Consider the following 23,993-nt stretch of genomic DNA (forward strand, 5'->3'; position numbering starts at 1 on the left):
CCGGCATTTTGTTTTACTCGGTAATTTCAATATGGTTTCCATCCGGATCGAGAATGACGCTTTCGTAGTAACCGTCTCCGGTTACGCGGGGTTCTCCAGCAACAACATATCCTTCGTGGCGTAACTTTTCAGTGAGTTGGTCAACAGCTGCCCTGCTGCCTGCCGAAAAGGCCAGGTGTGTGATGCCGGTCAGATCGGTGCTGCCCGAGTTCTGACTCATTCCCGGCCGGTGCATCAGCTCCATTCGCGGACCTTCATCAAACGAAAGAAAATACGATCGAAACTGTTTGGCCGGGTTGTGGTATTGTTTTCCGGCTTTCGCCGAGAAATAAGTCTCATAGAACGTTTTCATCTCTTCCAGATGGAGCGTCCAGATAGCAATGTGTTCAATCTTCATCTATTCTTTTCGGTTATGAAAAAAGTGGGAAAATAAGTTTGGGAATGAAAATAATCAATCCGGTGACAAAGGCTGCAATCGCTGCCAGGGTGACGGCTGCTGCCGACATATCTTTGATATCTTTTATTCGTGCATGATACTCCGGCGATACGAAGTCGCAAAGTCGTTCCAGTACGCTGTTAAAGACTTCGGCCGCAAGCACCAGTCCGCTCACGATGATAATGCTAAGCCATTCGACAGGGGAGAGTCCTGTCCACCAGCCGGCCAGCAGCACCACAACGAAAGCGACCAGATGTATGCGGAAATGAACCTCTTTCCCGGCAAGGAGACGCAATCCTCTCCCGGCATGGCCAAAGGCCCGTTTTCTGCGGACAAAAAAGTTATCGTTTGATTCTTCCATTTTCAATTAACGGCGGGCTATATCGGTCATGTACTGGTTCACTACTTCGCGGGCTTTTTCTTCATCTTCGCTGGAAACCACCAGTCGGATCGAACTTGTTCCTCCGGGACTCGTGTACCAGGGCACTAAATTCCCCTGTATTTCATCCTGAACAAATACTTCAATCTCCGCATTTTCCAACAGGCTTTTCACCAGACCGGATTCCCAACTGGTTCCGGCAAACACTTCAACGGCTTTTATATCATTCATGGTCATGGATACTTTGATGATGACTAAAGTTAGCAGTTAATTCATAAAACTCAATTCCAGCAACAGGAAATTGAAGACAACCAACAGCCTCATAAGAAGATTTCATGTTAAAAAATCTAAAAAACAGGATAACCTGCAGAATGTATAAATCTTATCACAGATTGTGTAACAGCTAGCTTGCGGGTTGGTTTTACCTTTGAAATCAAAAGGGAAGGAGGTTCCGATGAAAACGGAAATCGATCAAAAGCTACACAACAGGAACTAGCAATGGTATACAATACACAGGTAACCGAAGTTGAATCATAAAAATCAGAAGTCATGTTTTTCAAAATATTTCTCATATCAATTGTACTGGTAGCCATCGTGATGTTAGCGTTGGGAGTGAAAATGCTTTTCGATCCGAAAGCAACATTCGAAGCCCATTCCTGCTCGATGGATCCCAACGATAGCTCGGAAGGATGCGCAGCCTGCCAGGTGAAAGAAATTACCGATTGCAACGAAAATAAATCGGCACAAACTGTTTCCGGGTGATGGCCCGATGTAAAGAATCAGATGTTGAAATAAAAAATTAGAGGAGAATTTAAGATGAAGAAAATTGCGGTACTGATTGTCGCTGTACTCCTGGCAACAGGGTTAACAGCTGAAGCACAATCAAACATGAATCAGGGAAGCATGCGTAACATGCATAACCAATCCGGCATGATGATGCAGGGAAACTACGGAATGATGTCCGGCGGAATGATGGGCCAGGGCATGATGAATGGTAACTATTCTCACATGATGATGATGGGCGGAACTTTGCCCATGTGGCGGTACGAACGCGTGGTGGCTATGCTGCCTCATATGCAGTCACAATTGGCGCTTACTTCCGACCAGACCGAGAAACTGATTGACCTGCAAACAGCTTATCAGAAAAAAGAGGTCGACATGCAGGCTTTACGACAAAAACGGCAACTGAAACTGCAGTCATTGCTGCAAAATAATGCTTCACCCGAAGTAGTGCGTAAACAGCTGCAAAGTTGCACCGATGCAGGAATTAATATCGGAATAGATGCCTATAAAACTGTGCAGCAGATGGAGTCAGTTCTGAACGATTCACAGCAGAAGGAATTTCAGGGTTGGATGATGAATTCCATGCAGAATGGCAACATGTACAACAACAGAATGAGAAGAGGAATGATGAACAATTAATGAGTTGAGGCGTATTATTAAATAGAAATGCCCTTATTCGGAATGAGTGAAGTCGTAAATCGGCTTCACCCGTTCCGAAAATTTTTGCGTTGTCATCAATCTCCTCCGGACGGTGCATTCGTTCAGTTATCGATTTTGTTAACCTAAAAAAGCAACTATGGATCATCAACACGAACATCATACCGATCATCAGCATGGTGAACATCATCATGAAGAACATCATCATCAACACCAGGAACATCACCATCAACACGAAAATTCGGAGCACAAGCATCATGACCATTCTCATCACGATCATGCGGGGCACCACGCGCACATGATTGTCGATTTCAGGCGAAGGTTCTGGATTTCGCTTATCGTGACCATCCCTATCCTGGTGCTGTCGCCCATGATTCAAAACCTGTTGGGCTATCGGCTCAACCTAGGCTTCAGCAATTACCTGCTGTTTGTCCTGTCCACCTTCATCTATTTCTACGGTGGCTGGCCGTTCCTGAAAGGACTCGTATCGGAGCTGAAAAAGAAGTTGCCGGGCATGATGACCCTCATCGCGGTAGCGGTAACCGTTGCCTGGGGATACAGTTCGGCCACTACATTTGGTGTGAAAGGGCAGACCTTTTTCTGGGAGTTGGCTACGTTAATCGATATCATGTTGCTGGGCCACTGGATCGAGATGAAATCCGTAGTGGGAGCGTCCCGCTCGTTGCAGATGCTTGTCGAGATGATGCCTTCGGAAGCTCACCGTTTGTCGAACGGTGAAACCGAAGATGTAAAGGTCGACCAACTCAATAAAGATGATGTGGTGCTGGTACGTCCGGGTGAGAAAATTCCCGTGGACGGCGAAGTGAGCAAAGGCGAGAGTCACGTGAACGAAGCGATGGTAACCGGCGAATCGAAACCGGTGAAAAAATCGACCGGCGACGAGGTGATTGGCGGTACGGTTAACGGAAATGGTTCGCTGGAGGTGACGGTGAAGCAGGTGGGCGAGGATGCCTATTTGAACAAGGTCATCAACATGGTGCGGGATGCGCAGGCCGAGAAGTCGCGCACGCAACACCTGGCCGACCGGATTGCCTTTTGGCTGACGCTGATTGCACTGACCATCGGGTTCGGAACACTGGCGACCTGGCTGGCTCTGGGAAAATCGTTTGTCTTTGCGCTGGAGCGGATGGCCACCGTGATGGTGATTACTTGTCCGCACGCATTGGGACTGGCAGTACCGCTGGTCGTCGCTATTTCAACCGCTGTGTCGGCCCGGCGCGGACTGCTCATCCGGAACCGGACGGCTTTCGAGAATGCCCGGAAGGTTTCCTTGCTGGCATTCGATAAAACGGGTACGCTCACCAAAGGGAATTTCGGGGTCACCCGGTATGGCGCTTTCGCGGAAAAATTTTCAGACGAAGAAGTGCTGAAGCTGGCCGGTGCCCTTGAATCACAATCGGAACACCCGTTGGCTGCCGGAATTATGCAGAAGGTGAAAGACGAAGGCGTCGATGTTCCCGGGGCGAAAGAGTTCGATTCCTTAACGGGAAAAGGAATTCAGGCGTCCGTCGACGGGAAGAACGTGAAGGTGGTAAGCCCGGATTACGTGAAGGAGCAAAACATTGAACTGCCGGACGAGGCGTTTAAAAATAACCAGGAAACGGTTGTGTTCGTACTGGTCGACGAAGAGCTGGCCGGTTTCATTGCCATGGCTGACGAAATACGGGAAGAATCCTACGAGGCGGTTAAGCAGCTGAAGAAAGCAGGTCTGAAACTGGTCATGATGACCGGTGATAATGAACAAGTAGCCAAAAGTGTGGCGGACGAGCTGGGCCTCGACGATTATTTCGCTGGCGTGCTGCCCGATCAGAAGCTGGAAAAAGTGAAGGAATATCAGAAAAACGGCGAGTTTGTAGCCATGACGGGTGACGGTATCAACGATGCGCCGGCCCTGGCAACTGCCGATGTAGGGATTGCCGTGGGCTCAGGGACCGACATCGCTGCCGAAACCGCCGATATTATCCTGGTCAACAGCAATCCGCTCGACATTTCGGCGTTGATTCTTTTTGGTAAAGAGACCTATAAGAAGATGATTCAGAACTTCATCTGGGCAACCGCTTACAACGTGGTGGCCATCCCGCTGGCAGCCGGCGTGCTGTATGGTGCGGGAATCCTGATTAGCCCGGCGGTGGGAGCCGTCTTCATGAGTCTGAGTACCGTCATCGTAGCCATCAATGCTCAGCTGCTGAAGCGAAAAATGGTAGCCGGTACAGGCGGGTAACCGGAAGAAATGCCCGGGCACCCGTCAGAAATGCTGAAGTAACAGGTAGAAATGCCCGGTCATCCGACAAAACGGGGCCGTACCTGGATTGAAAAGGTCGGTACCTGGGTTGAGGGGGGCAGGACTGGGGAGAAAAGGCTCCGTACCGGAATAGAAAGGGGCTGTACCTGGGGAAAAAGGCACGGGAGCTGGGGAGAAATGGTCCGGACCGGGACAGAAATGGTCTGGACCAAGCTAGAAAAGCTCGGTAAGAGGGTCGAAAGGGTTCGGACCGGAATAGAAGGGCCCGGTAGCTGGGAGAAGAAGGTCAGTTTGGCCGGGAACGTGGGCCGCAGCAAAACATACCTGCTCATAAAAAGTCGTGAAAGCAAAACTTCATTTTGTTAACTTTGTTTACGGTGGTATAATCACAATCACTGATGCAGATAAATTTGAAGAATGCTCGCTGGCGGCGCGAATTACCGCAAATGACCATCACCCTCATTCGCGAAAACCGTCGTATTATCTTTCAGGCCATTCTGGCTTTTCTGTTTATTGGTCTCGCCGTTTATTTCGTGAAGCACGAACGGTCGGAGCTGGTGCAAATCCGCGAAACGCTGGAAAACGCCTCCCGGCTGAAGGTGCTGGCAGGGGTTGTTCTGGCAGCTATTTATATCGGCGTACAGGGGCTCATGTACTTTTACAGTTTCCGCAGTGTGAACCAGCGTATCACCTTGCGCAGCGCCATGATTTTGTTCCTGAAACGCAATTTCGTGAGCGTTTTCCTGCCGGCAGGCGGAATCTCTTCGCTGGCATTCTTCACCCGCGACATTGAAGAGCAGCAGGTGACCAAATCGCAAATTCACTTTGCCTCTTCCATCTACGCGTTCGTGGGCATTCTGTCGGTGGTGATTGTGGCGGTTCCGGCCATCCTCATTTCTGCCGTTCAACACACCGTCTCATCCGACGAGGTGTACGCCCTGGGTGGTTCCATCTTATTGATTCTGTTATTTGTCTGGGCTTTCCGCTCCATTGTCCGGAGAGGGAAACTGTATCAGTGGATTGTCAAACTGAGTCCGTCATTCGAAGCCCAGATAAACGAAATATTGGCCGTGGCCGTTAACCGGAAAGGCTTTCTGGCCACCGTTATCGTCTCGGTAGTGATCGAATTTATCGGGATTGCTCATCTGCTTATCGCGATGTGGGCACTGGGATTGCCCATTTCTATCGAAGCAGCGGTGATGGGCTACATCATCTCGGTTCTGTTCCTGATCGCTTCGCCTTTCCTGCGTGGATTAGGTGCCATCGAGCTTTCGCTGAGTTTTATCCTCGTCCGCTATGGCTACTCGCTGACGGATGCTGTTGCGGCCACGTTCCTCTACCGCTTTTTCGAATTCTGGTTAATGTTACTGGCGGGCGCTTTTAGTTTTCTCTTTGTCAGGAATAACCTGATACTGCGAGTACTGCCGGTTCTTCTGACGTTTGCGGTCGGAATCGTCAACATCATCTCAGCCCTGACGCCGGCCATTCACAGCCGGGTCCAGATGTTGCATAATTTCCTGCCATTGTCGGCTATGCACATCTCCAACGACGCGGTGTTCGCGGTGGGATTGCTGTTACTCGTGGTTTCTGCTTTCCTGCTAAAGGGCTCGAAAACGGCCTGGTACATGGCTCTGGGATTGACTGTTGTATCCATCCTGGGAAACCTGTTCAAAGCCATCGACTACGAAGAGGCCACGCTTTCGCTCTTCCTGCTGATTGCCTTGGTTATTACTCGTCGACAGTATTATGTGCAGAACAGCGCCCGGCTGGGGCGAATTGGACTGGCGGCATCGCTTCTCACCATGCTGGCGGTGATGATTTACGGCGTGGTAGGCTTCTACTTCCTCGATAAAACCCGCTTCAATATCGACTTTAGTTTCTTCCAGTCGGTGAAATATACCATTCAAAACTTCTTTTTGTACCGCAGCGACATTTTGCATCCGACTAGCGCTTATTCAAGAGCTTTTCTGCGTTCGATCAATATTTCCGGCTTCCTTTCCATGGCGTTTTTGCTCTACTCACTCATCCGCCCTTACGTGATTGAGGTGGAAATTGATGAAACGGAGCTGGAGAAAGCGAAAAAACTGGTGCAGAAATACGGGCGGTCGCCGCTCGATTATTTCAAGACCTATTCCGATAAGCTGCTCTACATAGCTGAAGGTGCCGAAGGATTTGTGTCCTATCGGGTGGCCGGGAATTATGCCGTAGTGCTTGAAAATCCGGTTTGCGCCAACGATGAGGATATGGCAGTTATCATTCTCGAGTTCGAAAAATTTTGCAAAGGCAACGGGATGAAGAGCATTTATTACCGCATACCGGAAGAGAGTTTGCCGGTGTATGAATCGCTGGAGCTAAAATCCCTGAACTTCGGTCAGGAGGCCATCCTGGAAATGGAAACTTTTAACACGGACGGGAAAGAGAAGAAGTCGTTGCGAAACTCGAACAATAAGCTGCGTGATGCCGGTTACACGTTCAAAGTGCACCGTCCTCCGGTAAAGGACGGGACACTGCAGAAAATTCATGCAGTATCGAACGAATGGCTCGACGACCGCGGTTATGGCGAAATGGTTTTCTCGCAGGGCATTTTCGATTTCGACGAGTTGAAGCAGCAAACCATCCTGACCATCGAAAGTCCGGAGGAAAAGGTGATTGCCTTTGCCAACATCATGCCTGATTATGTGGAAGGCGAGGCCACCTACGATTTAATCCGGAAAACGAAAGATGCCCCCAACGGCACCATCGAGTTTTTGATGGTGGAGATGTTTTTCTTCCTGAAAAAGGAAGGATTCAAAGCGGTGAACATGGGCTTTGCCCCGATGGCGGGTATCGACGCCGGGCGCAACTTCCCCGAGAAGTCCATCCGCTTTGCGTACGAAAAGCTTCGTTCGTTTGCCCATTACAAAGGGCTGAAGAGTTTCAAAGATAAATTTTCACCCCGCTGGGTCAACAAGTACATCATCTACAACAACGATTACGACCTGTTCAGTTTGCCGGGCGTACTGCGGAAAGTCATCAAGCCTTAAGCGAGCTCGTCGATCTTCCCGGCCAGTTCGTGGTCCTTCAGCGTCACATGACCTTCGCTGTGCGTGGTCAGCGTAATTTTCACCTTTTTGTAGCTGTGAATAAAAATATCGGGGTGGTGCTGCATCGCTTCAGCAGGTTCTTTTACCCGGTTGACGAAATCGACCGCTTCCACAAAGTTGTTGAAGGTGAATTCTTTTTCCAGTTGATTGTTTTTTTCTTCCCACTTCATAAGCTTTTTATTTGTCCAACGAATCAGGCCGCCGGATTGTTTCCTGATGTTCCGGTGTACCCCGTTTTCTACTATCATATTATCCTTCACGGGACTTTGGCAGATCATGATATTCCGTCCCGAAGGGACAGTTTAATTCAGCCCAATGGCACCGCCCCCGACGTTCGTCGGGACAGGCTTGGGGTAAAAAGTACCACGAAATGGGCATCGCCCTGTAAGGGCAGGTTAACATGAAATTTATCTTTTTTGAAATGCTCTGCTCCATTGCGGTCGAAACAATATCCCCTTTTCAATCATCACTGTCACGCGACCACTCCTCTATATTGCATCACGTTTTCCCGGGGCGTTGCCACCGGGCTGAAGTAACCTGGCCTTTCAGGTCGTACAAAAAAGGATGTCATCCCTGCTGAGGGATGACATCCTTCGCGACCCGCATCTGCTCCAAAGCAAACCAATGTCAGGGTTTCCAACCACCTACAGGGGAGAATAAAAAAAAAGCCGCCGGACATTTGCCCGGCGACTAAACCAAAAATGTAACTACAAGCATGAGTAACAAAAATGCTAACCAATAAAACAATTATTCTTCTTCCACCGACGACTTCCGGGTGCTGTTGGCCCGGGCGGTGATCATGGTATTTGCTGTTAACTCGTTTACTTGCTCGATGAGGGTGGCCAGTTCGTCCGATTTGTTGAACTGTTGCTGCACTTCCATCCACGACAAGTTCATTTCGATTTGTTGTTGCAGAACCTTCCGCAACCGGTACGCCGAAGTGGTATCATCGGCGGCCTCTGCGGTCAGTTTCTGTTGGTACATTGCCTCAAATGCATCGGCTGCCGTCATCAAACGTTCCAACCAGGCCGTTGCTTCAACTGCGGTCAGCAATGCAGCATTTCCCTCCTGCTGCAGTTCGGCTATCAGGTTCCCCAGCCGCGACGATTCGTTCTGGTATCCTAAACTGTGCATCGACCAGCCCAGCCGTTTGAAAATACTCAGTAGGGTATCGGCGGCAGCAGCATACCCCTCCAAACTGGCATACGAGCAGGCCACCAGGTAATGGCGCAACGCCAGGTAGGCCCGGTCGCGCACCTCGTCGGCTGCAGCTAACTTAACGGTATATTCACTCTTCCGCTCCTTGCGGAGAACTAATTCGTACCGTTGAAAGATGCTATCCAGCGAACTAATAATGAGTGATAAATCCAGTGTTTCTGAAGTGGCATTCTTCTGCAATGTTAAAAAACGATCGGTAAATGTATAAACATCATCCTGGGTGAGTTGATAAAACGCAGGTCTTTCCATAAGTATTGATTTTATTAGTGGTTTGTTAATTAGTCTTCATTTGGTATGGCGGTAACAGCTATCAATTTCCGGTGTACCCTGCCAAACCGCGTTGAACTGCATGGCGCTACCCAGACGCCCCGTGTGATTCAAATGAATTCCATGGCTGAGGCCAGACGCTTCGTTTAATTCAGATAAACAACCTGGCTGGAGCCAGCTACATCGTGTGACGCAAATGAACCGCCTGGCCCGCGCCAGATAGTCCGAAAATCTTAAACGAAGAGGCTGGCCGGCGACAGATACTCCGATTAATTTTGATGAACAGGCTGGCTCGCGCCAGGCACACCAAAAAATTTGGACGGACGGGCTGGCTGGAGCCAGATGCTCCGTTTAGCAAAAACGAATAGCCTGGCTGAAGCCAGATTCCTCAGTTAACGTGCTAACATGTCATCGGTAGCCACAGCGAATTGTTCAGCAGTGTGTGAGTATAACAAGCTTATTTGGTCAATGAACGCCGTGACGGTTTTTCCATCTCTCGTCTCATTCCCCACTAAATTTTTGCTAATAAATCTGTCTGTCGAAAACCGTGAATTGAATATAATTTGAAAATTTTAGCCTACCCAATTTTATTGACGAAAGGCCCGGTTTTTTTGATGAACGGTCGGATCTGGTATGTGAACGTATGGATCTGGTATGCGAACGGAAATTTGGGAGCCCCAAAAACAGGACTCACTAAAGAACCTGAGAATGAGTTCTGGGGAGATTTTTTTACCTTGAGGAACCAAAGGGACCTACGAAATGGAAACAGACCGGAATATCGTGAAACAAGAACCGGGTAATACGACCGGAATTTTCACTCACGTGAGCCCAAAATCTCTTGCAAAAATAAAAAGTCCGCTGGACGTATTTTCACAAGATAAAAAGTAGATTTATAATGAATTACACGAAAGATACATATAAGGGATATATATACAATTGTTATATAGACATACGTTGTATGCAAGGATAAGTGACCGAGTTACATAGAGATAACCTGATTATAAAATTGAAAAAACAGAATGATTATATTGGCTCATTGATTGAAGGTTGGTGCAAGAAAAAATTAGTTTTTGCCCACCCGCTTCTGCCCTTCGGGACAGTTTGGTTTCTAATATTGATTAGATTGTACAGTTCGCTGCTGGACAAATTAAAAATTTAGATTATTTATGGAATATTTATATTATCGCCTTTGGCAATTATTAATAGGGAAATCTGAAGAAGATATGCCTCCTTTTGGTTCTATGATGATTTTTTGGATGCTAATTGTTTTTAACCTTAGGACAATAGAGTTGTTAATACATCATTTTTTTGATTTTGGTTATACTCCAAAAGATAAAAATGGTATTATATTGTACTCACTTATTCCAATTTCTATTGTTTTAATATTTAATATCTTTTATTTATTCAGGAGAAGGAATAAGATAAAACTGAAATACGAAAATGAGAGTAAGTTGAAAAAGGTGGTTGGAAATATTGTTTTATTCACATATGGGATCTTGTCAATTATAATATTTTTTATTGTGGGTAATGTCTATCCGATAAAATAGGATGTTTTATGATTGATTGCTCTGTTGATAAAATTGCCGTATACGGAGGAGATAAAACAGGTAACCTAGTTTGGACTTGTCTGTCAGCCACCGCTTTTTTGCCGAACCTAAAAACTATTTTTTCGGAAACAGCAGTACTTCGATTGAGTAGATTAATGATTGTAAAAAATTGATAATTAATTGATAATGAATAAAGCCCAGCATACAACACATGGTATAGTGCATGCGGGTTTCGGCGGGTTTCGAGTGTTTGTAGCTCGTAAAAAAAAGTCGGTGTATACTGATAGGAAATCGCCTCGCAATCCCGCACGACACCATACCATCAACCGTAAAGCATTTTAAAAAGCCAACAGAATGGAAAATACAAACTTCGAACGACTCAGTATTTCATTGACATTTTTAGTACTACTCATAGGTTTCATGATTTATACAATAAGACTGTTGATTGCTCCTATCGAAATGACAATTGGAGTATTTAATACGGTTACAGTTTGGATATTAATTTCAGTCATTCCAATTCTAATTCCACTTCTATTTGAAAACAAAATTATGAAAGTGTTGACTTTAATTTTTGGGGGATTAATAATGATAGTAAATATGGCACTCCCGCTGACTATAATTATTGGAAACAAAATGAGTGAACCTATTATTTGGGGAATTTTAATGATTATTATTTGTGGCTTTGCAGGTTTGACTGGAATATTCAAGACTATGAAGTGGATTAAACATTGATTCATTACATCTTAAAAAAGAACATAATTGACTTGAACTTAGAAATAAATAAAAAAACGCTTTACAACACAGTACATATTGCAAGGCGGGGTTCGGTGGTACGCCAACTGCGCCCCGACAACATGTACCAACCGTTATGCAGTCGAAACGACCCGGTATCGCTTCCCGCTTGAACAATGTTTCAGTTACATTCTTTTTTGCGAAACGCACACTGCTTTGTCCTATTCCCGGATGGCTTTGCGCCTTCCTGCTGAAAAAAAAAGCTTCCCGTTAACAGGAAGCCTTTTTAGCCTATATCCAACTATTTTGAATCGACTTATTTCTTCATCTCGTAGTCGAGAATTTTGTCCAACCGTCTTGCATGGCGTTCTTCTTCCGTGAAATCGGTCGCCAGCCAGAGTTTGATGACTTCTTTGATTTCGTCCATTGTCAGAAAACGGGCTCCCAGTGAGAGTACGTTGGCGTTGTTGTGTACGCGCGACAAGGTGATGATGTCGGTTGAACCGCCGTAATAAAGCGCTGCCCGTACGCCTTTTACTTTGTTGGCCGCCAGTGCTTCGCCCTGACCGGAACCACCCAGTACGATGCCTTTGTTTTCCAATGGTTTTTCGGCGACTTTCTCGGCTGCCGGAATAATGAAATCGGGATAATCATCCTGTGCGTCATAGGTATGTGGACCCACATCTTCAAAATCAAGGTTCATCTCTTTCAGGAACTCGCCGATCTGTTTTTTCAGCTCGAATCCTGCGTGGTCAGATGCCAGGTAAATCATTTGTGTGTGTTTTTAATTTTTAGCTGAGCAAATTTAGGAATTTTTTCAAGGTGGCGGCGATTGTTTTGTCAGCGGCCCGGCTTTATGACGATAGGTTAACAATACCTCAAATACCAACTCAGTTTTCCGCCTCTTTTAATTTCCCGACTACATATTTAACCGCCTCTTCCGGTTGGGTAGGCGTAAAGCCGAAACGTTGCTCGAATTTTGTACTGTCGAAAACATAGTCGCGATCGTTCTGGTAGTTCATCTCTTTCAGCTCCCGCATGATGGGCATGAAAAGGCCGATGATTCCCAGCATCCAACCGGGAACGACGGTAAACTTAGGCTCAGCGTTCATCGCCTTGGCAAAAAGCCCGATCCAGTCTTTTCCGGTTAACCGGGAATGGTCGGTGGGCAAATGCCAGACCTGATTCCAGACATCGGGGGCATTGCCGAGCATCGCGGTCGCTTTGGCTGCATCGGGAACGAATGTATATTGATGCACTTTGTTGGCATCGGCCAGCCACTGCGCCTTTTTGCCTTTGGCCAGGTTTTTATACACCATCTCGACCGGAACGCTGTTGGTCAATCCAAGGAAATCGGCCGAACGCGCGATGAGGGCGGTGAGTTCACCGGAGGCCATCTCATCTTGTAATTGCTGGGCAATCTGGCGGCGAATCTCCCCTTTTTTACTAGTAGGCCGGACGCGTGTCTCTTCGGTCATGAATCCAATTGCATCGCGATCGTACATGTAAACGTTGTCGAAGAAAACCAGTTTGGCGTTGTGTTTCTTGCAGGCGGCAATCACGTCGGTCATCACTTGCGGCCATACTTTACGCCACACCTTAATGTCGTACGGAAATCCAACTACCAGGTAAACAACGTCGGAGCCTTTCACTGCTTCATCGATGCTTTCGGCCTTGGTCAAATCAGCTGGAAATAGTTCATCATTGGCATTTACCTTAACAGGATTTCGGCTCACTAACCGGATTTTGTCGGTGTAAACCAAAAGTTCTTTTGCGAGGTCAATACCAATGGCACCTCCCGCTCCTAAGATGGTCTGCATGGTCATTCGTTTTTTAGGTTACAATCTGTCGTTCAGACTAAAGCTGTAAAGCTTTCCGATTAAAACCGAAAAATAAAAAATATGTTCAATGTTATCTATCCATACGGATTTTGTATGGCTTATGATTCAAGTAGCTCCTGAAATTTTGCCAAAAACTGTCCAACGTGATAGCCGTCCATCAATCCATGGTGTACGGATATTGATACCGGCATCATCAGTTTTCCTTCTTTTTCGCCGTACTGACCAAACGAAATTTTAGGGACTGAATCTTGCCGGGCATTGTGGCGGGCGTGGGTTAATGCCGTAAAATTGATCCACGGTATCGACGAATAGTGAATGACATCGGTGCGACTGGTCTGCTCATCAAAGCAAAGTCCTTCCAGTTGTTGAACCCGTTTAATTTCGGGTAAGGCTTCGGCAACAAAGGCTTTCATATCTTCCCGGTAAGGCATAAAGGTAAAACCGAATGTGTGGTCGTCGCGGGCAACGGTTGAGGAGGCATGGACTTCATCAAGAATAACCACCTCGCCATCAATAATCCGGTAGCGGAAAGGCTCTGTCAGGTTGGCGGCCTGAAGCGATTGATAGAGGTACCAGACGAAAAACGGAATGCCGTGCTCTTTCGCTTTCCGGTAGGCAACGGTGCAATCGACTTCGCTAACGATGCTGAAGAAGGGTTCATCGAACTGACTGAAAAAGGCGAAATGTTCGCGCCGGTTCCAGGTGGAGAGATCAATTTTATTCATGGCTTAAAAGTTCCGGGATTTCACTGAGTTCTTCAATTTCACGGTAGTATTTTGTATCCAGGTTGTGCCGGGTAACCTCCTCGTGTTGCCAGGTCGTGTGATAGGGCACGTGAATACCAAATCCGCCGAGCTTGACGACAGGAATGATATCGGAAGGCAGGGAATTGCCTACCATCAAAAACTCTTTCGGTTCTATATCGAGATGATGAAGCAACTTTTCGTAGTCATCTTCTTTTTTGTTGCTCATGATTTCGATGTGGTGAAAAAACGGATTTAAGCCGGATTTGAAAAGCTTTCGCTCCTGGTCGAGCAAATCGCCTTTGGTGGCCAATACGAGTTTGTATCGGTTTTGAAGCGAGGCAAGAACGGACTGAACGCCGTCGAGCAGTTCGATTGGCTTATTGAGCAGTGTTTTTCCTAAATGGATGATATCTTGCAGAACGGCTGGTTCCAATCGGTTTTCCGATATTTTCAGAGCTGTTTCCATCATCGAAAGGGTAAACCCTTTGGCTCCGTAACCATAAAGCGGGAGGTTGTCCATTTCGGTTTGGAAGAGGACTTTTCGAATCTCTTCTTCCGGAAGGTAAGCCGTTAATAAGTTGCAAAATTGTGTTTCTGTTTCCTGGTAATACGGTTCATTCACCCAAAGGGTGTCGTCGCCGTCAAAGGCAATCACTTTAATGTTTTTCATTTCTAAGTTTCATTCCTGCCGGGATTTTAATAACAGTCCCGCGGTTTTCAATTTATACCGTTTTTACTCGGTTTTTGTTTGGTAATCTTCCGGCGAAAATGGCATTTGGTAAATCCGGCTCAATCCGTTTTCGAACTGATAAAACTCGTCTTCAAGCGCTTCCAGCGTTTGTGGCCGGTCGAAATATTTCCGGACGTTGCTGCTTTCGCTGGTGAAGTAAAAAGTTTGTGTCGGGACATCAACAAACGGACAATAATCGAGCTGTTCGCTGTTAATCTCTGGCCCCATGTTTTGTGCAGGCTGCCATTTTCCGTCGCTTCCGCGGAAAGCGATGTACAGATCGCCGCCGCCGTTGCCATCTTTCCGTCCGAACGATGAAAAAATCAGGTAGGATTCGTCGGGTGCCACAAAGGCATTGAATTCATAACCATCGGTATTTACTTCTGCCGGTAGAGCAACGGGCTGAGAAAAACCATTTTTGCTGAAACGACTAACGAAAATGTCTTCTTTGTTGGTGTTTTTGTTGGGTGTGGTCGTGAAATAGACATCGCCCTTGTTGGTTACCGAAGGGTAAAATTCGTTTCCATCGGAGTTGAGCGGTGCACCCGGATTGATTGGTGCCGACCATTCAGCATCCGGACTTTTTCGTTCGACATACCATATATCCCAGTCCTTAGGCTCGTTGATGGTGTCATTCAGTGGGCGTTGAGAGGCGAAAAAGAGCTTTAATCCATCGGGTGAAATGGCTGGCTCCAAATCGTTGTACTGACCTGAGAACGGAGCAACGACGGGTTCGCTCCACTCGTCACCATTTCTTTTAATGACAACGATGGCGTAGAATTCTTTCCGGAAGGAAGAAACAGAGAAATAGATTTCGGAGCCGTCGGGAGATATGGCTACATCGCGCACATTGGGAAAACGATTCATTAATTCCGGCATAAAAGGAACGATTTCCTGCGATGAGTCCTGCGTGTGTCCCGTGATACTAATTCCAGTCAACAGGACGAGGAGAAGAAGCATTTTTTTCATCGATGCAGTTTGTTTAGTGGTTTGAATGCAATAGACCATTTTGTAATGGCCTTAGGTTAATTAACTTTATGCTTCCATAAAGATAATGCTTCCGAAAACCATTTTTCCGGGTTCGAACCGGAATTCTTTTGGGAGGAACGCCACGACTTTTTATCTTTAATCGCCTTTTGGGTGAAAAGTGCAACCAACAACCTGATTTCCTTTTGTCCGGACCTTCGTCCTGACTTCTTAGCCATTGCGGCTGAACCGTTGACTTTAGTTATACGTTCTGAGTTTAGCTTAAATTGAAACTTCATATTACGTTGCAGCGCATGCAAATTGAGCTGATTCATTTTGTGTGCACGATGCAGTGCAAAAAAAATTAAAACGTTATTATGTTCATACGAAGAATCCATAACACGGACTTGAGTGTTACTGCCGTTGGGCTGGGAACATGGGCCATGGGCAACGATTTTTTCGGCCATGTCGATGACAGTGAATCGATTTATGCGCTTCGGGCCGGAATAGATGCGGGAATTAATTTGATTGATACCGCTCCCGCGTATGGAGCCGGTCACGCAGAAGAAGTGGTTGGAAAAGCCATCAAAGGCTATCGCGACCAGGTGGTTGTCGCGACTAAATGCGGAATCGTTCGGACGAAAGATGATTTCGTCAAGAATCTGAAGCCGGAATCGGTGATGAAAGAGATCGATGATTCGCTTCGTCGCCTGAATACCGACTACATCGATTTGTACCAACTTCACTGGCCTGATCCCGATACCCCGATTGAAGATACGCTGGAGGCGATTGAGAAAATCAAAAAAGCGGGGAAATTCCGTTATTTGGGTGTTTCCAACTTTACGCCTGAGCAGATGGATGAAGTAAGAAAAATTACTCCGCTGGTTAGCCTGCAGCCTCAGTACTCTATGCTGGAGAGAAGCATCGAGAAAGATGTGGTTTCCTATTGCCAGGAAAACGGATTGGGAATTATTTCGTACGGAACATTGGCTGGTGGACTACTGACCGGAAAGTTTAAGGAGATTCCTACTTTCAAAGAAGGTGATTTCCGGGACAAATTTTATAACTACTACCACGAACCGGAATGGTCGAAAGTGCAAAAAGTCATCAAGGTATTGAAATCAGTTGCCCGGGAGCATAATAAAACCGTTGCACAGGTGGCCATCAACTGGACATTTAGTCAGTTGGGAATTACTTCGGTTTTGGTGGGAGCGAAGAGTGACAAGCAAGCTCGTGAGAATGCAGAAGCCTGCAGTTTCACTCTGACCTTAGATGATTTGCAGAAAATCAACAAAGCCATCCGGGAGAATCTTGATTAAGAACACATATAATCATACAAATGAAAAAAGCGCCCTGCTCAGAGGCGCTTTTTTTACACTTCAAATGTAAATTAACAGTCAATCAAAAAGTGAAAAAATCTAGTTGTCTAAAACTTCTTCCTTGTATTTGTTAATCCATGAAAATCAAAAATCTTCTCTTTAAGCATTTGGAGAAAAGGTATTCCCTGGCAAGAGATACGCAGGGAAACACCTTTTTATTACTAATCGCTTTACCTAAAATTTACTTGGGTTGAATCTCCTTAACAGGTGCTGCCGGAGCTAATGCTTTGTTCACCTTTTTCACCATCAGTTCCTTGTCAAGGTCGAAGGTTCCGTTCAAACGAATATCCCGCGACGAAGCACCAACTTCTACTTTATACGTTCCGGCATCGGCAATCCATTCCGACGAATCGGTGTGGAATGATGCCAGGCTTCTTGGGCTGAGCTTGAAGGTGAGTGTTTGCGATTCGCCCGGTTTCAGCGATTTCGTTTTACCGAAATCCTTCAATTCCTTAACCGGCTTGTTGATGGAACCTTTCGGAGCACTTACATAAAGCTGAACTGCTTCCTGTCCGGCTACTTTTCCGGTATTTTTCACATTCATGGTAATGGTCAGCGAACCATCGAATTTGTCAGAGCTCAGTTTCAGGTCGCTGTATTCGAACGTTGTATAAGAAAGTCCATAACCAAATTCATAAGCCGGTTTTACGTTGAATGCATCGTAGTAACGATAGCCTACATAAATACCATCGTGGTACGTTACTTCCCACGGCACGCGGCGCATGAAAGAGAAACCGGAGCCATCAGCTTTGTCGTCCATTGGCTTGTCAGTTTTCACAGCATGTCCGGGGAAATTGTCAGATGAAGGAACATCAGAATACTTCATTGGGAAAGTAACAGCGAGTTTTCCGGACGGATTGGCTTTTCCGCTCAATACGTCGGCAATGGAGTTACCCGACTCCTGACCAGGTTGCCATGCCAGCAGAATAGCATCCGGAATATCGCGCCAGCTGGCTGTTTCGATTACACCACCAATATTCAGAATGACAATGGCCTTTTTACCGGCTGCGTGATAAGCATCGGTTACATTCTGAATCATCGCCTTTTCGGTTTTCGTCAGATCGAAATCGCCGGGAGCTGCTTCGCGGTCACCACCTTCGCCTGAGTTACGTCCAATGGTAATCAAAGCCACATCGGTTTTGGCAGCCATCTCTTTTGCCAGTTCCGGCGTTACATTCATTTCAGTAACCGGCATCTTGGCACCCATCATGGCAGCCAGGATATTCTTCGGTTTGGGCTGATGAGCTCTTTCGTCCTTAATGTAAGATTCGTAAGTACCTTTCAGGGATGCATCGGTTGTGTAACCATCATTTTTCAGACCATCAGTCAGAGAAATGGTATATGCTTCGTTTACATCACCACTTCCGGTTCCACCGGTAATCATTTCGTAGGAAGTATTTCCAAATGCAGCTACATTTTTTACGTTTCCTGCGAAAGGAAGAGCTGAATTATCGTTTTTCAACAGTACCATTCCGTCGGTAGCAGCCCGGCGGGTAATGGCAGCGTGTGCTTTCAGATCAGGTTTATCGGTATGATGGAATCCTTTGTAATCGGGAGACATCATCAACACTTTCAGGATACGGGCGATGTTTCTGTCGAGTATTTTTTCGTCCAGTTTCCCTGATTTTACGGCATCGATGATTTCGTGAATCTGCCTGGTATTGCCCGGCATAATCAAATCGTTACCGGCTTCCATCTGAGCAATCACATCGCTTCCACCGGTCCAGTCTGTCATCACATAACCTTTGAATCCCCAATCGTCGCGCAGGATTTTGGTCAACAGGTCACCACTTTCGGAAGTATACGTTCCGTTCACTTTGTTGTATGATGACATCACTGTCCATGGATTGGCTTCTTCTACGGCAATCCGGAATCCTTCGAGATAGATTTCGCGAAGTGCCCGCTCGCTGACAATAGTATTTACTGAAAGACGGTTGGTTTCCTGGTTGTTGGCCACAAAGTGCTTGATGGAAGTTCCCACGCCTTCCGACTGGATACCCTTCACCATAGCAGCTGCCATTTGTCCGGTCACAAACGGATCTTCCGAGTAATATTCAAAGTTACGACCACACAGCGGGTTACGTTGAATGTTCATTCCGGGTGCCAACAGCACGTCTGAACCGTATTCTAATACCTCGTTACCCATAGCTTCACCAACTTTGGTCACCAGGTCTTTATCCCAGGTTGATGCCAGTAAGGTTGCAATTGGGAAAGCGGTACAATAATAAGTTTGATCGGTTCCCTTTCGCTTTGGCTGAATGCGCAGCCCGGCAGGACCGTCAGTCAAAACCATTGTTGAAATATTGAATTCGGGGAACATGGCCGTATGTCCGGCAGCACCGGGAACTATTTTCTGCAGTTTCTCCAGCATTTCATTGTAGGCCTTTCCCAGTGTTGTATCGGGAGCCTGGAAAAAAGGTGAGTTGGCGCCGCCTCCGGGCAGTTTGGCTTTGATAGAATCGGGAATTTCGAAATGCATTCCGGTACCGATGACCAATTCGGCTTTTTGTTGCAGTGTCATAGCCGAAATTACCTTCGAAATCGAGGCTTCACCCAACTTCGGTTCCTGGGCTGTTGCCCAGTGAGATGAGAACATTAGGAATAGTGCTCCGAGGAGCAAATGTTTGCGAAATTGTTTCATAGGTTCTTAATTAAATCCGGTTTTATTGTTTTAAACAAGCTTCTTCAGGTCGTTTTATTTTTACCAGTTCTCAGTAAAACACCAAATTTCTATTTCAGGATAAAGCTTTCCGGTTGGTTGTATATCTGTTGGTTAGCTTTGTTTAAAATACGGACTTTTTCGTGATTCAGAAAATGTCTACATTTACCAATGTGTTTTGCTGACACAATGATATTTATTTTCATTTGAAACTGAAACAAAAAATTGATTTTATTTGCAGTAAAATTTTCATGATGGAGCAAAAACAGGAAATGCACGAGTTTATCAATCGGGGAGATGAGCACTTCATGGCGCATATTTCACTCGATTGTGTCATTTTTGGATTTCATGCCAACCAGTTGAAAGTTCTCCTGTTGAAAATCCGTCATGACGATCGGTGGGCATTGCCCGGGGGTTTCGTTTTAAAAAAAGAAACCATGGAAGAAGCTGCCGACCGTGTGTTGAATGAACGAACCGGGCTGAATGATATCTTTCTGCGCCAGTTTCATGTGTTTAGCGACATTCATCGCTCCAATACCGAGAAGTTTTTAGAGCTGATGCGTAGTGAAGGAATCGTGGTTGAGGAGAATAACTGGCTGACAAAGCGATTTATTTCCGTTGGGTTTTATGCGTTGGTTGACTATGAGAAAGCTATTCCTGCAGAAGGATGGGACAGTGAAGCTTGTGAATGGTTCGACCTTGATAACGTCGGAGAATTGATACTCGACCACAATAAAATTATTGGTGCTGCCCTGGAAACTATGCGGCGGCAATTGAATTTTCTGCCTATCGGATATAATCTTCTTCCGGAAAAATTTACGATGCCGGAGCTACAAAAGTTGTATGAAACCATTCTGGGCAAAACGCTCGACCGGAGAAACTTTCAGCGAAAAATGCTGGCTTACGGCATCCTTGACAGATTGGATGAGCGGCGTAAAGGTGGTGCACATAAAGCGCCGTATTTGTACAAATTCAATCTGGAACAATATCAAAAAGCCCTGAAGGAAGGCCTTCAGGGCGGTTGGTAATTTTATTTTCTGCCAACGGATGTCAGCAAATTTACTTCTTGCGAATCAGGTAAACGATGTATCCGACAACTGCTCCAACGCCACCCGAAATAAGGATGTTCTGGCGCATTTTGGTAATTCCGGCCAGTTTGCGGCCAAACGACTCCAGCGCACCTGATGAACCGTGGAATATGGTGCTGATGTCGACATATTCCCCTGAAATCCGTCCAAAAATCAGGTAACCCAGTATCAAGCCGACGATGGCAAATAGAATAACGGATACAATTGGATTTTTCATAAGTATGACTTTTTGTGGTGTATATCTTTCCACGAAGATATAGATTTCTCCGGTCTACCGATCCATCCAACGTTTAAATTCAGGAACACGGTCGCGGCTTACCACAAACATTTCCTGCGGTTTTTCTTCTTTAACATGCAGTTGCAAACGACTTGAAGAGTAAGCAACCATCTCTTCAACAGCATCGATGTGTATGAGACAATTGCGGTTGATCCGGAAAAAATCGGCCGGGTCGAGTAGCTTTTGAACATGGTCGAGCGAAAATTCCAATGCGAATGCCTGCCCATCTGTATTTTGAAGAAAAACGTTCCCGTCGCTGCTGAAGATATACTTGATTTGATTAACAGATACCGATTTGTAACGGCTTCCGATTTTTAGCAGAAAACGGGATTTGTAGGCTGCCGAAAACTCCTGAAGCAAATGCCGGTAACCAGCTTGACCATAGTGGTATTTTTCATGGATGGCGCGGTATTTATCCAGGGCTTTTCGTAACATTTCTTCTCCAACCGGTTTCAGCAGGTAATCGATGCTGTTGAATTTAAATGCCCGGATGGCATACTCATCGTATGCGGTGGTAAAGATAACCGGGGCGGTTACTTTCACCGTGTCGAAAATTTCGAAACACAATCCGTCGTCCAGATGAATGTCCATCAGGATCAGATCAGGTTCTCCGTACTCCTGTAGCCAGTTAACCGTATCTTCTACGGTTTCGGTTATTGCCACTAAGTCGGCATCAGGAGCCGTCTGTTTTAGCAGCCGGGCCATCTTTTGTGCTGCTGGCTTTTCATCTTCGACAAGCATTACTTTCATAATAACAAAGGTATCTTAACAGTAAAGGTTTCGCGGTTATTTTCAACGATTAATTCTTTTCCTGTGGACAACCTGATTCGTTCAGCCAGGTTTTTCAGTCCCGTTCCCACCGACTGCGGAAGCGTAGCCATGGGCTGCAGGTTGTTGGAAACCACGATTGAATTGTCCTCTATTTGCAGTTTTATTTCCAACGGATTTTCCCGTGTCGCCATGTTGTGTTTCAACGCATTTTCGATAAGCAATTGCAACGAAACCGGCAGAATTTGATATCCATTTGTATCCGGAATATCAATTGTCAGGTTGATTTTATCTTCATCGCGTATTTTATGCAGGTAGAAATAATCCTGAACGAAATTTAGTTCGTCATCTAACATGACGCTGTCTTTCGCATTGTTTTCCAGTATGTATCGATAGATCTGTGCCAGTTTACCGGTAAACTGTTCGGCCAGCTCCGGATTGTTATTAACCAGTGAAGACAGTGTGTTCAGACTATTGAACAGAAAATGCGGATTGACCTGGTTTTTCAATGTCTGGTTCTGAAAAATCAGGTTTTCTTCCCTTAGCCGTTGTTCGCGCTTCATGGCATCGTTCCACTGGATGTATAGGAAAATGAGTGTACCGCCCAGCAATCCAAAGTTTGTTCCAACTAACCAACCACTCAGTTCCTGGTGGATAAGATGCGGAAACAACTCACTAAGGGGATCTCCGTGCCAGAGAAATAATCCGCCCATTACCAGTGTGAAAATGATAGCGGCAGCAACGAAACAGGTCAGATAGAACCAAACAAAACGTCTCAATATTTTTCGCATGGCACCTTTCCCCGATTCACCAGGTAACGATCGGAAAAAGTGAACTCCCAGCCAGGTATACAATTCCACTTGAAATAGAATCAAAATGAAGCCGACTATATGTCCTTCAGTGAGTAAAGGAGAGCCTTGTAAAAGAGAGGACACGATAATAAGAGAAGCGGATACGGCAATCATTTTGATGTGGTATCCTAACGTATCCGGACGGAAAAAACTTCTTTCGTACTGGTTTTTCATGACTTTGTTGGTTTCATCAGCCGGACGAAATGCAAGGTTAGAATTCATTTCACCCGGCTAAAAGTTACAAATTATTTGACTGAGAGAATTTCGGGCTGAGCCATATTCCGGATAACGGAATGACGGACGGTGACCGATGAAACCGGATTGTTGGGAGCCGGAAGTTTGGTTTGTGCTACCACTACTTCTTCCATTTCCACATGGCTAATCCAATGGGTTTTCAGGTTGACGTACAAATCGCCCCAATAATGTGAACTTCCGCGGGTTTTTACCGTAAACCCGGGAGCGGGTTCCATGTTCATAACGAAATGACTGTCACCAGAATCGAACCCGACCAAAGCTAAAGGTGTGCCATTTGTTCTTGACAAACCTTTGAAGTTGAGTGTGATTTCTCCATTCGTGAATGTTGAGCCTTTGCTCACACTACTTCCTAAGTCGACCGGCGCTTCGGAGTTGGCTGCGGCGTGGACGATTTTGTCGCCAATCTTATGGAGGTCCTGTATGCCTTTCCCAGCTTGGGTTGGACTGCCAAAAACATCGCAAAACGCATGAAAATCGATGAATGTATTGTATACAAAGTACGATTGATTAGCTGCTAAGGGTTGCCCGTTGCTGTCGGTTAGGTTTTCAAATTTGGCATGTTCGATGCCCAATACTTGGCCTTTGTCATCGTGACCTCCAGTGAAAACATAACTCCAATTCTTGAGTGCCGGGATGGTTGCGACTTTACCGCTGTCCTTTTGGACGGCAAATTGCAGACAGGTGTAGGTATCTCCATTTTTCCCGGTTAGGCCGGAAGGTTCGCATTTCAAATCGAGAATATATTTCTCTCTTCCGGTTTCCACGCCGTCGGGAGCACGATTAATTAGTACGGTTTCCATATGAAAATACTGGACCTCCGCGGAGCGGGGAGCAGCCAGGTTATATGTTCCGGCCAGATTTTCGGTTAGCGGTTGTGCTGTCACATTTAATCCTGAACCGAAGGCTATCATCAGTGTAATGATGACGATGTGATAAAAAGTGTTCGATTTTTTCATGGCTTATTTTTTAAGGTTTAGTCCAAAGTAACGGTGACAAAAGGGGGGAAGAAAGAAAAAGAGTTTGGGTAGGAGAATCGTGTCCATGAATCGTTGATTTTGTCCTTCGAAC

At 46.0% G+C, this 23,993-nt stretch carries 23 protein-coding genes; 8 read left to right on the forward strand and 15 right to left on the reverse strand.

Annotation, left to right across the window (positions count from 1 at the left end; genetic code table 11):
• Window positions 1-13: 13 nt before the first annotated feature.
• The 3 genes from AC060N_RS04930 to AC060N_RS04940 are packed head-to-tail and all read right to left on the reverse strand — an operon-like array spanning window position 14 to window position 1,046.
• Complete coding sequence (locus AC060N_RS04930) at window positions 14-397, reverse strand: VOC family protein (RefSeq protein WP_153638045.1); 384 nt, start codon at window positions 395-397, stop codon at window positions 14-16.
• A 13-nt stretch (window positions 398-410) separates the two neighbouring features.
• Window positions 411-797: a diacylglycerol kinase gene (locus tag AC060N_RS04935; RefSeq protein WP_479526123.1), complete on the reverse strand. Its 387-nt coding sequence runs from the start codon at window positions 795-797 to the stop codon at window positions 411-413.
• 6 nt (window positions 798-803) lie between these two features.
• Complete coding sequence (locus tag AC060N_RS04940; protein ID WP_463230375.1) at window positions 804-1,046, reverse strand: DUF2007-related protein; 243 nt, start codon at window positions 1,044-1,046, stop codon at window positions 804-806.
• Between the two features lie 318 nt (window positions 1,047-1,364).
• On the opposite strand from AC060N_RS04940, the gene AC060N_RS04945 reads away from it, so the two are divergent.
• From AC060N_RS04945 to AC060N_RS04960, 4 genes are all read left to right on the forward strand, one after another.
• Window positions 1,365-1,577 (forward strand): hypothetical protein, encoded by a 213-nt coding sequence (locus tag AC060N_RS04945; RefSeq protein WP_106542259.1) that lies wholly within the window; start codon window positions 1,365-1,367, stop codon window positions 1,575-1,577.
• Window positions 1,578-1,631: 54 nt separating this feature from the next.
• Entirely contained in the window at window positions 1,632-2,237 is a 606-nt protein-coding gene (locus tag AC060N_RS04950) for a hypothetical protein (protein WP_479526124.1), read from the forward strand.
• A 157-nt stretch (window positions 2,238-2,394) separates the two neighbouring features.
• Window positions 2,395-4,497: a copper-translocating P-type ATPase gene (locus AC060N_RS04955; RefSeq protein ID WP_479526125.1), complete on the forward strand. Its 2,103-nt coding sequence runs from the start codon at window positions 2,395-2,397 to the stop codon at window positions 4,495-4,497.
• Between the two features lie 419 nt (window positions 4,498-4,916).
• A complete protein-coding gene (locus AC060N_RS04960) occupies window positions 4,917-7,541 on the forward strand; it encodes a phosphatidylglycerol lysyltransferase domain-containing protein (RefSeq protein WP_479526126.1) in 2,625 nt (874 codons plus the stop codon).
• Here the strand turns inward: AC060N_RS04960 and AC060N_RS04965 are convergent.
• Window positions 7,538-7,771, reverse strand: coding sequence for a 4a-hydroxytetrahydrobiopterin dehydratase (locus AC060N_RS04965; protein ID WP_106542255.1), 234 nt, complete (start codon window positions 7,769-7,771; stop codon window positions 7,538-7,540). The genes AC060N_RS04960 and AC060N_RS04965 overlap by 4 nt on opposite strands.
• A 577-nt stretch (window positions 7,772-8,348) precedes the next feature.
• A complete protein-coding gene (locus AC060N_RS04970) occupies window positions 8,349-9,068 on the reverse strand; it encodes a DUF6261 family protein (protein ID WP_479526127.1) in 720 nt (239 codons plus the stop codon).
• Window positions 9,069-10,252: 1,184 nt separating this feature from the next.
• Here AC060N_RS04970 and AC060N_RS04975 point away from each other — a divergent pair.
• Window positions 10,253-10,633 carry a hypothetical protein gene (locus AC060N_RS04975; protein WP_479526128.1) on the forward strand — a complete coding sequence of 127 codons (381 nt, stop codon included), beginning with the start codon at window positions 10,253-10,255 and terminating at the stop codon, window positions 10,631-10,633.
• Between the two features lie 354 nt (window positions 10,634-10,987).
• Window positions 10,988-11,365, forward strand: coding sequence for a hypothetical protein (locus AC060N_RS04980; protein WP_479526129.1), 378 nt, complete (start codon window positions 10,988-10,990; stop codon window positions 11,363-11,365).
• 316 nt (window positions 11,366-11,681) lie between these two features.
• Here the strand turns inward: AC060N_RS04980 and AC060N_RS04985 are convergent, their stop codons facing one another.
• From AC060N_RS04985 to AC060N_RS05005, 5 genes are all read right to left on the reverse strand, one after another.
• Complete coding sequence (locus tag AC060N_RS04985) at window positions 11,682-12,137, reverse strand: RpiB/LacA/LacB family sugar-phosphate isomerase (protein ID WP_106542248.1); 456 nt, start codon at window positions 12,135-12,137, stop codon at window positions 11,682-11,684.
• Between the two features lie 118 nt (window positions 12,138-12,255).
• Window positions 12,256-13,185, reverse strand: coding sequence for an NAD-dependent epimerase/dehydratase family protein (locus tag AC060N_RS04990; RefSeq protein ID WP_479526130.1), 930 nt, complete (start codon window positions 13,183-13,185; stop codon window positions 12,256-12,258).
• 119 nt (window positions 13,186-13,304) lie between these two features.
• Window positions 13,305-13,931, reverse strand: a complete 627-nt coding sequence (locus tag AC060N_RS04995) for a CatA-like O-acetyltransferase (RefSeq protein ID WP_479526131.1) — start codon at window positions 13,929-13,931, stop codon at window positions 13,305-13,307.
• Entirely contained in the window at window positions 13,924-14,622 is a 699-nt protein-coding gene (locus tag AC060N_RS05000; RefSeq protein ID WP_479526132.1) for an HAD family hydrolase, read from the reverse strand. The genes AC060N_RS04995 and AC060N_RS05000 overlap by 8 nt, the downstream gene beginning before the upstream one ends.
• A gap of 63 nt (window positions 14,623-14,685) precedes the next feature.
• A complete protein-coding gene (locus AC060N_RS05005; RefSeq protein WP_479526133.1) occupies window positions 14,686-15,651 on the reverse strand; it encodes a TolB family protein in 966 nt (321 codons plus the stop codon).
• 374 nt (window positions 15,652-16,025) lie between these two features.
• On the opposite strand from AC060N_RS05005, the gene AC060N_RS05010 reads away from it, so the two are divergent.
• Window positions 16,026-16,967 carry an aldo/keto reductase gene (locus AC060N_RS05010; RefSeq protein ID WP_479526134.1) on the forward strand — a complete coding sequence of 314 codons (942 nt, stop codon included), beginning with the start codon at window positions 16,026-16,028 and terminating at the stop codon, window positions 16,965-16,967.
• 241 nt (window positions 16,968-17,208) lie between these two features.
• Here AC060N_RS05010 and AC060N_RS05015 read toward each other — a convergent pair whose 3' ends face one another.
• A complete protein-coding gene (locus tag AC060N_RS05015; RefSeq protein WP_479526135.1) occupies window positions 17,209-19,668 on the reverse strand; it encodes a glycoside hydrolase family 3 C-terminal domain-containing protein in 2,460 nt (819 codons plus the stop codon).
• A 269-nt stretch (window positions 19,669-19,937) separates the two neighbouring features.
• Between AC060N_RS05015 and AC060N_RS05020 the strand changes: the two genes are divergently transcribed.
• Entirely contained in the window at window positions 19,938-20,714 is a 777-nt protein-coding gene (locus AC060N_RS05020) for an NUDIX hydrolase (RefSeq protein WP_479526136.1), read from the forward strand.
• 31 nt (window positions 20,715-20,745) lie between these two features.
• Here AC060N_RS05020 and AC060N_RS05025 read toward each other — a convergent pair whose 3' ends face one another.
• From AC060N_RS05025 to AC060N_RS05040, 4 genes are read right to left on the reverse strand one after another with little or no spacing between them, the layout of a single operon-like run.
• Window positions 20,746-20,991 carry a hypothetical protein gene (locus tag AC060N_RS05025; RefSeq protein WP_153638062.1) on the reverse strand — a complete coding sequence of 82 codons (246 nt, stop codon included), beginning with the start codon at window positions 20,989-20,991 and terminating at the stop codon, window positions 20,746-20,748.
• A 54-nt stretch (window positions 20,992-21,045) separates the two neighbouring features.
• A complete protein-coding gene (locus AC060N_RS05030) occupies window positions 21,046-21,801 on the reverse strand; it encodes a LytR/AlgR family response regulator transcription factor (protein ID WP_479526137.1) in 756 nt (251 codons plus the stop codon).
• Complete coding sequence (locus AC060N_RS05035) at window positions 21,798-22,892, reverse strand: sensor histidine kinase (RefSeq protein ID WP_479526138.1); 1,095 nt, start codon at window positions 22,890-22,892, stop codon at window positions 21,798-21,800. Before AC060N_RS05035 ends, AC060N_RS05030 begins: the two co-directional genes overlap by 4 nt.
• A gap of 23 nt (window positions 22,893-22,915) precedes the next feature.
• Window positions 22,916-23,881 (reverse strand): hypothetical protein, encoded by a 966-nt coding sequence (locus tag AC060N_RS05040; protein WP_479526139.1) that lies wholly within the window; start codon window positions 23,879-23,881, stop codon window positions 22,916-22,918.
• Between the last annotated feature and the right edge of the window lie 112 nt (window positions 23,882-23,993).

This window comes from Prolixibacter sp. DSM 2831 (assembly GCF_056493735.1).